The sequence below is a fragment of the Streptomyces sp. NPDC059003 genome, assembly GCF_042740445.1.
GTDB lineage: Bacteria > Actinomycetota > Actinomycetes > Streptomycetales > Streptomycetaceae > Streptomyces.
The window spans coordinates 19,670-29,656 of record NZ_JBHYJH010000124.1 but is presented as its reverse complement, the minus strand read 5'-3'; the positions used below and the strand labels follow the sequence as shown (position 1 = coordinate 29,656).

At 68.3% G+C, this 9,987-nt stretch carries 8 protein-coding genes; 1 reads left to right on the top strand and 7 read right to left on the bottom strand.

Going from position 1 to position 9,987, the window contains the following annotated elements; all coding sequences use genetic code 11:
- Positions 1–195 precede the first annotated feature (195 nt).
- The 7 genes from ACFWZ5_RS32760 to ACFWZ5_RS32730 form a co-directional block, all read right to left on the bottom strand.
- Positions 196–417 carry a hypothetical protein gene (locus ACFWZ5_RS32760; RefSeq protein ID WP_384805005.1) on the bottom strand — a complete coding sequence of 74 codons (222 nt, stop codon included), beginning with the start codon at positions 415–417 and terminating at the stop codon, positions 196–198.
- A complete protein-coding gene (locus ACFWZ5_RS32755; RefSeq protein WP_384805007.1) occupies positions 414–755 on the bottom strand; it encodes a hypothetical protein in 342 nt (113 codons plus the stop codon). Before ACFWZ5_RS32755 ends, ACFWZ5_RS32760 begins: the two co-directional genes overlap by 4 nt.
- Before the next feature lie 179 nt (positions 756–934).
- Positions 935–2,059 carry a methyltransferase domain-containing protein gene (locus ACFWZ5_RS32750; protein ID WP_384805017.1) on the bottom strand — a complete coding sequence of 375 codons (1,125 nt, stop codon included), beginning with the start codon at positions 2,057–2,059 and terminating at the stop codon, positions 935–937.
- Positions 2,060–2,926: 867 nt separating this feature from the next.
- Positions 2,927–4,162 carry a helix-turn-helix transcriptional regulator gene (locus ACFWZ5_RS32745; RefSeq protein WP_384805009.1) on the bottom strand — a complete coding sequence of 412 codons (1,236 nt, stop codon included), beginning with the start codon at positions 4,160–4,162 and terminating at the stop codon, positions 2,927–2,929.
- 114 nt (positions 4,163–4,276) lie between these two features.
- The gene (locus ACFWZ5_RS32740; protein WP_384805011.1) at positions 4,277–5,212 is read right to left on the bottom strand and encodes a major capsid protein; all 936 of its coding nucleotides are present in this window, start codon (positions 5,210–5,212) and stop codon (positions 4,277–4,279) included.
- Between the two features lie 849 nt (positions 5,213–6,061).
- The gene (locus ACFWZ5_RS32735) at positions 6,062–6,412 is read right to left on the bottom strand and encodes an HNH endonuclease (protein WP_384805013.1); all 351 of its coding nucleotides are present in this window, start codon (positions 6,410–6,412) and stop codon (positions 6,062–6,064) included.
- An 878-nt stretch (positions 6,413–7,290) separates the two neighbouring features.
- On the bottom strand, positions 7,291–9,021 hold the full coding sequence (locus ACFWZ5_RS32730) for a recombinase family protein (protein ID WP_384891641.1): 1,731 nt from the start codon (positions 9,019–9,021) through the stop codon (positions 7,291–7,293).
- Positions 9,022–9,189: 168 nt separating this feature from the next.
- On the opposite strand from ACFWZ5_RS32730, the gene ACFWZ5_RS32725 reads away from it, so the two are divergent.
- The gene (locus ACFWZ5_RS32725) at positions 9,190–9,963 is read left to right on the top strand and encodes a nucleoside phosphorylase (RefSeq protein ID WP_384799700.1); all 774 of its coding nucleotides are present in this window, start codon (positions 9,190–9,192) and stop codon (positions 9,961–9,963) included.
- The last annotated feature ends 24 nt before the right edge of the window (positions 9,964–9,987 follow it).

Sequence of the window (9,987 nt, the reverse complement as noted above, 5' to 3'; positions counted from 1 at the left end):
GGCTATAACTAGCCCGTCCGGCGTTTGAGGACGAGGCGCGCAGCGCCGATAAACGGGGGTCCCAGGGGGCGGAGCCCCCTGGTTCGGGAAGCCCCGATGCTCGCTAGTAGGAGTTCTGAGGGTAGTGCCTGGTCAGAGCATGCAAAAGCCCCGCCCGGAACTTGGCCGAACGGGGCGTGGTCTTGCGTGAGCTGATCAGCGCCGAGTGGTCCAGCGCAGGGCGGGCAGCTCGTCCCACTGCGCGAGCGGCCCGTACAGGTGCACGCAGTCAGGGCACACGTAGTGGGTGTGCCAGCCTCCGCCGCTCGCACGAGGGATCTCGCCCACAGGGACGGGGGCTGTTGTCTGGTGGCCGCAGATGCCGAGCACGGGCGGTGTGGGGGTGGTGGGTGCGCTGGTGACTCCGTCGGGGGTCATGCGGACACCGCCCGAACGGGAGTGATGTTGATGGTGTCGAAGTCGTACTCGACTCCGATTTCGCTGAAGGCTGCCGCTCGCCACCGCTCGCGCTGGTCCGGGGTCAGATCTTGGGCTTCCTCGGCGTGGAAGATGTCCCGGACTGTCTCGGCGCTCGGAGTCCGCCACGGCCCGAACCACACAGCCGCAGGGTTCGACTGCAACGGCGTGGTGGACCACCCTTCCGTCACCTGCCGGTCGGCGAGGTATCTGGCGGTGTGGCGTCCGGGCTCGGCGCGGCGGGCTCGGGACAGTAAGACGAACACCCAAACGAGTGCTCGGGCGATAGCATCGCGCATGGTCGGTCAGCTCCTCTACAAGCTGGTCGGCAAGCCCCGGTAGACCGGGCCTAATCGGTCTGTCGGGGCGCTTCTGTTGCCTGGCTTCACGGCGCTACTGGGCACGCCGGAGAGACGGAACCCCGCCCGTGCGGCCAGGGGTGCGCACAGGCGGGGTGTCGGGGAGGGGCGGCAGAGCGTCAGCTCAGAGCTGGTACCGGATGTTCCGGGGAGTCGAGCCACGCCCGCTCTCCGTCGCTGTCCGCCGTGAGCCCGAAGCGTTCGAATCCAGGGCGGCCCTGCCCTTCCCACCATCGGTGGGCGGCTTCCATCTCGTTCCACAGGCGACGGGGACCGGACTGCCACACACGGGCCGTCACGCCGTCACGGAACATCACGCACGCCCATGAGCGGTCCGTGAGCCCGTAGAACCACACAGGCCGTGCCCCGTCGCGCTTGTCGGCAACGACGCTCGTACAGTGCGGCACGCAGAGCCCTAGTGCGAAGGTGTGGGCGCTGAACCGGTCGCCCAGGAACTGAGACTCCGTGATCGTGGTGGACGACTCGTCACCACTGCTCACCCCGTCCGTGACGTACTGCGCGTGCTCCACGGGCGGGCGGCACTGGGACCGCAGCTTCATGAACTCCACGGGCCGCGTGAAAGGCCCTGACGCGCTCCGTGCGTCGCCGGACACGACGAGACGGGCCACGGCGTCGCCGTTGGCGCAGTGCGTCCCCCAGGGGGCCACGATGACCCCGCGCGGTCGGCACTGTTCCACCCACGGGTACGGGATAGCCCGCAGCCCGCACGTGGCAATGATCCGGTCGTACGGCGCCGCCTCCGGGTAGCCCTTGAACCCGTCCCCGTGGACGACGTGCACACGCGTGCCGAACCGTTCCAGAGCGCTCCGCGCGGCTGCCGCCACATCCCCGTCCACCTCCACAGTGACGACGTTCCTGGGCCCGAGCCGGTCAGCCAGCAACGCGGCGTTCCAACCTGTCCCCGTACCGATCTCCAGGACCCGGTTGCCGGGCTGCACGTCTAGGTCTTGGAGCATGGAGAACACGACACTGGGCATGGACGCGGAGCTGGTCCCCACCGTGCCGGGCTCGGTGCCCGTGTGCTCGCCGTTGTCCCACTGCGTGACGATCGGCGCATCGGACTCCGCGTACCGCTCCCACGTCATTGGGTCAGCCGATCTGCTGACGGCGATGCTCCGGGCCGTGCTCATGTCGAACGGCCACATCAGGTCCGGCAGGAACGCGGCGCGCGGCACCGCGGAGAACGACGGCGCCCAGTCCGACGACAGGATGCCGTTCGCCATGAGTACACGCCCCAACTCCGCGTGGCCGGAGTCGTCCTTGCCGCCGTGCGCGTTCACGGGCCGCACGCCTCAGAACGCCTTCGGCTTGGGCGGGTTAGGGACTCCGGGGCCTCCGTCCGGGGTGGGCGGAGGCGGTGGGGGCGCGGGCTCGCCAGGAAGTCCGTCGCCGCCGTCACTACGGCTGCCGTTGCTCAAGATGACCTTCATTGTGTCTCCTCGCACGCGCCGACGCAGGGGCCCTCCCCGCGCCGTGATCGTGCCCGCCCGGCCGTCTCCGCTTCACGGGGCGTGCGACCGGGCGGGCGCTTGCCCCGCCCCAGACAGCGCGTGTGTGCGGCAGCTCTCTGAGGTGGGAATCTCGGGCGCTCAGCCCTGGTCACGGACTTCCGCTTCGCCATCCGAAGCGTCCTCGCAGGGCGCGGCCAGACGCTGCCCTCGGCTCTCCGCAACTCGCAGTGCGTCGCTCAGCGCCTCAGACAGACGGGCCGTAACGAACCGCAGCTCTTCTGGCGACACCTGCCGGGAATCCAAGAGTTTGCGGGCATGCTCCAACAAGTCGGCACCTATGCCCAGTTGGACCGCCTCTATGGCGTCAGCGAGCGCAGAGAGCCGCCCTCCGCCGTCCGTGGCGAGGTACACGCGCCTGCCGTCGTCCGCCGCCCACGGCATGAGGCGAGCAACCCCCGCCGAAGCGTCGGCCAGGTCCCGCCTGCGCTGCCGGTCTGCGTCCGTCCTGTGAACCATCGTGGCCCCTGGTCTGCTCGACTCTGGGATGCCAAGAAGCTATGGGCGTGGAATAGGGCAATCCATATACGAAGCGGGGCAGTTCACAGGCGGACGCAACTGAACCGCTACGCTTCGTAGTACCTAGCCGGTAACGCCCAGATGGGCGGCCATGCTGCGCATGTCCTGCGTCAGGGTCCGCTTACGCGTCTTGAGGAGATCCGTCATCACGTAGCGCGCCAAGGGCTGATGCTTGATCCATTCACCAGACGTGCGGCGAACCGACATGAGTACGTCCATCGCGTCCTGGTGCTGCTTCAACGTCCCGTGCGCCTTGGCCACGTCCAACCGATGCCGGTCCCAACTCGCAGGGGTCGGCTTCCCGAAGTTCCGGAGCGCCTTGCTGCCCAACAGGCCATCGTCGGAGCGCCGTAGAACGCCCTGCGCATCTCCCAGAAGCGAGAGGTCTTCGACCGCTTTCAGTTCCGCTGTCACGGGCCCGAACCCGCTCCAGTGGTCGGGGAACTTGGCGTGCTCGCCGTTGAGCGCGCTTGCGGCGGTCCCTGCCATCCTGCGGGCCTCTCGGGCTACGTCCGGGCGGTTGTTCCGGATCGTGGCAGACGCGACCCTGAGCCACAGCTCACCCCACACGGCCAGGTGCGCGGGGGTGGCCTCGGACATGCGGGGCTCGATCTCCGCCGCCGTCTGTGCCGCAAGCTGCTCGCTCTCGTCGAACCTGTCCTGCCGCAGCAGCAGCCAGCACAGCCCTACAACACCGGTTGCGGCAGTGAGTGTCTGGCCGGTCTCGCGAGCCAGCCGGATTGCTTCCACGAGGGCGTAGTACGCCATGTCGTACTGCCGGACCTGCGTGAGGTACTTGCCCGCCAGCAGCAGCGCGTGACAGCGGGCGATCATCGCGTGTTGTTGTTCCTCGCCCTCCAGGACTGCCACGGCCGCTTCAGCAGAGCGCAGAAGCCCCGGCAGTCGCTTGGCCACTGAGTCGTAGCGGTCGGCCCAATAGAGCGCGTGGGCATCGGCTGTAGCGCTCCGCAGCGCGGACAGCGCCTCAACCTCCCCCCGGTCCGTCATGGGGGCTGAAAGCCCTACGGGGGGCATGAGCGCCTTCCGTAGCTCCACCAGGTACCGGCGGTTGGCTTCGTCTCCGACCACAGGCGTGGTGGTTTCCGTGGTGAACAGCGTCGAGGTGGGCACGCCCAGCGCACGGGCAAGCGCATGCAGGGTCTCCATGCGCACGTCGCCGCCTTGCTCCACCTTGCGGACGGTGCCTACGGAGAGACCTGCCGCTTCGGCTAGGTCTTCCTGGCTCATCCCTTCAGTGCGCCGGTAGTTCCTGACGTTCTCAGCCAGCCCTGCGGCCATGGGATCACCCACCCTTCACGCCCAGCGTATGCCCGCCGTGGGCGCCGGACACGCGGAAAGCCCCGCAACCGCCGTCCCTTGTGAAGGGGAGACAGTTGCGGGGCTTTGAGTGGGTCAGCCGTTCAGGACGCCAGTCAGGCGGGCTGCTGCCTTGCCGCCGAACAGCGCGAGCCCGCAGTAGAAGTCGATGCGGGTGCGGTAGACGGGCTTGTCGTGGGACTCGCCGAGGTCGGTGACCTGGATGCCGCCGTTGGTCAGGCCGGAGACAGCAGCATCGGCTTCGGAGGAGCCGAAGCGTACAGCGTAGATGTCGCCGGTCTGCTTGCCGCCTGTCCCGGCGGTGAGGGGCAGTACATCGGTGCCGTCCAGCTTCTGTCCTGCGTCCAGGAGGGGAATGCCGTTCCAGGCAACGGTGCGCTTCCCCGCAATCTCAGAGGGGAGGAGTTCGCCACCGCCGAGTCGGCGGAACCCGGACACGATCTTGGCGCGGATCTCGGCGTTCATGTAGAGCGCCCCATTGGCACCGTTGATGCCGCGTATCTGTGCGGTCAGCGCGTCCAACGCATCAAAGAAGTCATAGCCGTTGGCGACAGGCCCGACGCCCTTCGCGTCCAGGACTTGAGAGCCGAGCAGCCGCTTGCGCAAACCGTCGAACCCCTTGGGGTTCACTGCGGTGTCGCCGTTGAAGAACTGGTCCGCGAAGTGGATGGAGGCGGCCTTGACCTTCATCACGGTCTGAATGGCCCGCTGGTCGTTGAGGTTTCCCCGGGTCTGCACGATGAACTTGTCCACGTCGGCGTCTCCGCCGAGGATGGCCAGCGTCTCGATTCGCTGGTTCACGGCACCGGTGCTCTCCGGATAGGCCTCGTTCACTGCCCGGAACGAGACGCCAGGAAGGGAGGATTCTTCGTTGTAGCGGTAGGCGTTCCCTGCCACGTCGATCAGCGGCAGTCGATCCAGGATGGGAGACTCCTGAACGAACGTCTCGATCACTCCACGCCGCAGATCATCCTGAGAGAGTTTCGCGGACTCGGCCAGAGTCAATGCCATAAGAGTTCTCCTTAGTGGTTAGCCGAAATTCGGCAATCAAGTGAGCGCCAGAATGTCTGGCGATGGGCATGGCCCACGGGAACGCTCAAATGAGCCATGCGAGTTTTTCGCCTCCCTGCCGATCCGTCTCGGCGAGGCGAGGGGGTCACCCCCTGGTCGCCGACTCAGAAACGGCGAGGACGGACACGCTCGGCAGCCCAACCACCCGGTTGATGCCTCGCGGTCTCGCGGTTGTGGCACGACGTGCACAGCGGACGCAGACGAGAGAACGCGTCCGGATCGGCGACGCCCTGAGCCACCAGCGAGCGGCGCGACTCCGGGAAGTGATCGGCAACCGTCGCGATGCGCGAGCACAGCACGCACCACGGATGCGCGTACAAGTAGCGGCGCCGGATGCGCTGCCACCGCGTGTCATAGCCCCGCTCGGTGGTCGTGCCTCGCTGCTGTAGTGCCTCGCGCTCGTGCGTCGGGCAGCGTCCCCCGCTCGTCAGCTCGGGGCACCCGGGGATCGTGCAGGGGGTACGGGGCTTACGGGGCATGGGGGACCACCTCACAAGGGTGGATACTGAGGGGCAGCCATGAGAGGGGCCGGAATGTCAGAGCACCCGTACCAGGAGCACATAGACAGCGTGCAAGCCGGGCTACGCGCAGTGTTCGCGGTATGCCGCGACGAACGGGTACCAGAGGAAATACGCGAACAGACCCTCGCGGCATTCGGGCAAGTAATTGATGGAACGCCCTTCGAAGACGCAAATTGGCCCACCTCTGTGCGTTACATCCGCCTACGCGCTGAAATGGAACGTGTAACGCGTGACGTGCTGCGCCGACTGGACGCAGTGGCCGAAGCGGTCAACCGGCAGGGGTAGCGGCCCCGAACTCCGTACGCGTCTTCAACCCGTGACACCCGGTGCACAGCACCTGAACGTTGCCCGCCGTGTCCGTCCCGCCCATCGCGAGGGGCCGCACGTGGTCCACGTCCACCTGGTCCGCGGGGAAGTCGCCCAAGCACCAGTCACACCACGCGTGACCGCGCTCCTGTATCCGTGCGCGGAGCCGCGCAGCCGCATCATGGCGTCTCGCTCGGCGCCTACCGCGCGAACGGCGAGTACGGACCGAGGGACGAGCCTGATACGCACGGTCGTGAACGTCGCAGCGTCCGCGGCGAGTTGCCGTGTCGCTGCACTCAACACATGGGGTCATGAGTCACCGCCTGGTCGTCGTTGTCGTGGAGTGCCCGCCCCCGGACTCGAACCGGGGAACTCTGCGGCCGATACCCCCGAGAGGGCCGGTACCGCGCACCTCTACCTGTTGGGTCAGCGGGCATGCGATGCCCCGAGCCGGCGAGGACCAGTCCGGGACGCTGTGGGGGCCGTACGGGCTTCCAACCCCGTTCGGCACACTCGCCGGGCGAGTGGGTTACTGATGGGCGGTACGGCCCCCGCGCGCTGCCTCACGACCCCTGCGGCCACCCTCACGGGTGCGTGGTGCACGGACAGCGCTACTACCGAGAGTGGACACTCAGACCGCCGTGTGTCCCCCTGTAGGGCGGGTGCGCGGTAATCCCACTCTCGGCAAGTAGTGGAGAGCAAGGGTTGCCGGGGCTCGCAGCGGGGCGAGTTCGGCCAGTCCCTCTCTCGGACCTATGTGGAGAGCAGAGGTTGCCCGCGCCGTCGGCGTGCGAACCGGTTTCTCTCTCGGGCCTATGTGGAGAGCAAGGGTTGCCCGAGGGGTGTACCGGTGGCGGAGTGCCGTTTGAGGTACCGAGCCCCTCTTCTTTGTATTTTTTCTATGCGTTCTAAAAAAGTGGTGTAAACCGTCACTCCATCACCACCCTTCACCCCGCTGTCGGGCCTGCCCCGAGCCGAGGGAGAGGGCGGCGAGGCCCTGGGGCACCTTGTGCGCCCGTGTGCGGGCACGAGAAAACCCCGGCAGTCACGGGACCGACCGGGGCTCTCACGGCTAGTTGTACTGCACCGCATACAACCGGATACCTAACCGCTCAGGGAGCGTACCGGGGCAGCCGAGAGCCCCGGCGGGCGACGGGTACCCATCGGGACTGTCTCGGCTCTACGGCGCCACTATGCGGCGACCAGTTCCCGCACGGGCTCGCCGGGGGCGGGCTCGGCGAGCCGTGCGGCACTGTCCGGGGCCGGGGGTGCGTCGTTGCGTGCTTCGGCTTCCATGTCTCCCGCGGTGGCTGCAAGCTCGGCAATGGCGGGGTCCAGCTCCCCGGTGATGGTGAACTCCACGCGCCGCAGATCGAGGCGTCGCCATCCGCCCTTGCCGCCCGGCTTGACCATCAGGCGTGCTCCCGCGGTGATGAGCATGGCGCGGCGCTCTGTGGTGTCTGCGTCGGTCCAGTCGTCGGCGTAGGTGCGTCCGGTGGGGACGACTTCCCGGCGGGGCTCACGCTTCTCGCGGGATTCCAGCTCTGCCAGGCGGGTGTCAAGGGCGTCCGCGCGGCGCTGCCACGCTGTCTGAGCGCTCTTGGACTTCTGGCGTCCCTTCTCCTTCTGGTGCTCTTCGAACTCGGCGAGGGTGGCGTCTATCTCGGGTTGCGGATCGTAGCCGGGGATCTCGATGACGCGGTTGATCTGGATCTTGCCCGCAGCCTTCAGGAACTCGTCGCTCACGTACTCGTCGACCCATTCCGCGCGCACCGTGCACGGGGCGGGGCAGTAGGTCCCGTACTTGTACGACGAGCACCGGTAGGTACCCGAGGACCGGTTGAGGTACATGCGCTCGTCGCACCCGTTGCAGTGGATGACGCGCAGCAACAGCGCGGTGGAGTCCTTGCGCTCGGGCGCCTTCTCCGTGATCGGCTTCGGCGTGAGGAGCGCGGCGGCCTGGTCGAACTCTTCGCGGGTCAGAATCGGGCTGTCCGTGGCCATGACGGGGTTGCCCGCATCGTCGCGCACGGGCTTGCCGCGGTGCATCTTCCAGCCCATGAGAGCTTCGTTGGTCAGCATCTTCTCGATGGTCTGCGCCCGCCACTGCGCGGGCTTCTTCACGGGCTCGCCCGTGACCGGGGCGGTCTTCTTCTTGGTGCGCGCCTGGTAGGCCGTCCAGTGCGCCGAGGGCGAGAGCACGCCGTCCGCGTTCAGTCCGCGCGCGATCGTGTGCAGCCCTCGGCCATCCATCAGCTCGGCAATGATCCGCTCAATGATCGTGACCGCGTACGGGTCCGGTACCAGCGTCCAGCCGATGCCGCCGTGCTCGGCGGGCATGGGTGCGGGAAGGTAGCCGTAGGCGGGCTTGCCCCCGCCCCGCCACCGCAGCGGCATCTTCCGCATGGCTGCCTGTGCCCCGGTGACGCGGTCCTTGATGCTCTGCGACTCGACCTGAGCGGCAAAGGCCAGCATGAGCATCATGAGTTCGCTCATGGGGTCCATCGGGTTGCGGAAGTCGAACGTGAGCCGACCCCCGCCGATGCCCTCGGCGAACACGATCAGCTTGCGGTGCTCGCGGGCCCACTTGGCGAGCTCGTGCATGTCGCCCATGTCCCGGATGGCGCGGTCGAAGCGCCAGAACACCAGGGCATCAAACGCGTCCGGGCGCTTCAGCCATCCGCCGAGCTGCGGACGGTCGAAGGGGCCGACCAGGGACGCGGACACATCCAGGTCAACCGCTTCCCGCAGAGCGGCGCCCTCGCCGAAGGTGATGCCGAGGGCTGCCGCCGCTGCGTCGTCGGCCTCACGCTGCCGCTCCGGGCTCGTGGTCTCGTCGGTACGGACGGACAGCCGGATGCAGCGGACGCCCCGCAGGGTTTCGCTAGGCAGATCCTTTACAGGTGTGGTGGGGTTCTCCATGCTCCCTGTGGGGAGCGAACCTTGCCGCGCGTCTCTGACCTGCGTGGATACCGCCATGACCCGATCACTCCAGAAGTGTCACTCTGGAACATCGGGAAGGGGCGGGTCTGGGGCGCCCCGCGAGGAACCACCCACCCCCTCCCCAACCCCCCGACAGGAGCCCCCCCCATGACAACCTCCGCCGATGTCCTGCCCATCACCGGCGTGCCCCGCACCGGCCTCCCCGCCCACACCGTGGTCGTCGGCGACCCCGCCCGCGCGGCACACGTCGCCCACCTCCTCGACGACGCGAAGGAGGTGTCGTACCACCGCGAGTACCGCACCTTCACCGGCACCTGGCAGGGCCTGCCCGTCACCGTGTCCTCGCACGGCGTCGGCGCCCCGGGCGCGCTGTGCCTGTTCCAGGAGCTGGCGCAGGCGGGTGTGACGCACCTCATCCGGCTCGGCACGGCGGGCGCCGTCCGGCCGGGCATCGGCGACGGCGACCTCGTCGTCGCGGACGCGGCGGTGCGCGACGACGGCGTGACCCAGCAGCTGATCCCCGCCGAGTACCCGGCGTTCGCCGCGCCGGAGGCGGTCCTCGCGCTCCAGCACGCGGCCCGCGCCGCGGGCGCCCCGTACCACCGGGGCGTGGTGTGGACCCGGGCCGCGTTCCAGCCGGGCTTCCTGCCGCTGCCCACCGCCGCGTACGAGCGGGCGGGCGTCGCCGCCATCGAGATGGAGCTCGCGGCCCTGTACGTGTTCGCGTCGACGCACGGCCTGACCGCGGGCGGCGCGCTCGTGGTCGACGGCGCGAACGCCGACGACCTGGTCGACGAGGAGGCCACCGGCGGCTACGACCCGCACCGCACGGTGGTCGCCGACGGAGTCGCCCGCGGCGCCCGGATAACCTTGGACGCACTGCGCCTGCTGGCCACCGACGTCCCCGCGCAGCTCGGGTAGCAGAGCCCGTCGCCCCGCCTTCCC

Coding starts and splice junctions, on each gene's coding strand:
- ACFWZ5_RS32735 (WP_384805013.1), bottom strand. CDS start 6,412: ATGACCCCATGTGTTGAGTGCAGCGACACGGCAACTCGCCGCGGACGC.
- ACFWZ5_RS32725 (WP_384799700.1), top strand. CDS start 9,190: ATGACAACCTCCGCCGATGTCCTGCCCATCACCGGCGTGCCCCGCACC.
- ACFWZ5_RS32760 (WP_384805005.1), bottom strand. CDS start 417: ATGACCCCCGACGGAGTCACCAGCGCACCCACCACCCCCACACCGCCC.
- ACFWZ5_RS32750 (WP_384805017.1), bottom strand. CDS start 2,059: ATGGCGAACGGCATCCTGTCGTCGGACTGGGCGCCGTCGTTCTCCGCG.
- ACFWZ5_RS32740 (WP_384805011.1), bottom strand. CDS start 5,212: ATGGCATTGACTCTGGCCGAGTCCGCGAAACTCTCTCAGGATGATCTG.
- ACFWZ5_RS32745 (WP_384805009.1), bottom strand. CDS start 4,162: ATGGCCGCAGGGCTGGCTGAGAACGTCAGGAACTACCGGCGCACTGAA.
- ACFWZ5_RS32755 (WP_384805007.1), bottom strand. CDS start 755: ATGCGCGATGCTATCGCCCGAGCACTCGTTTGGGTGTTCGTCTTACTG.
- ACFWZ5_RS32730 (WP_384891641.1), bottom strand. CDS start 9,021: ATGGAGAACCCCACCACACCTGTAAAGGATCTGCCTAGCGAAACCCTG.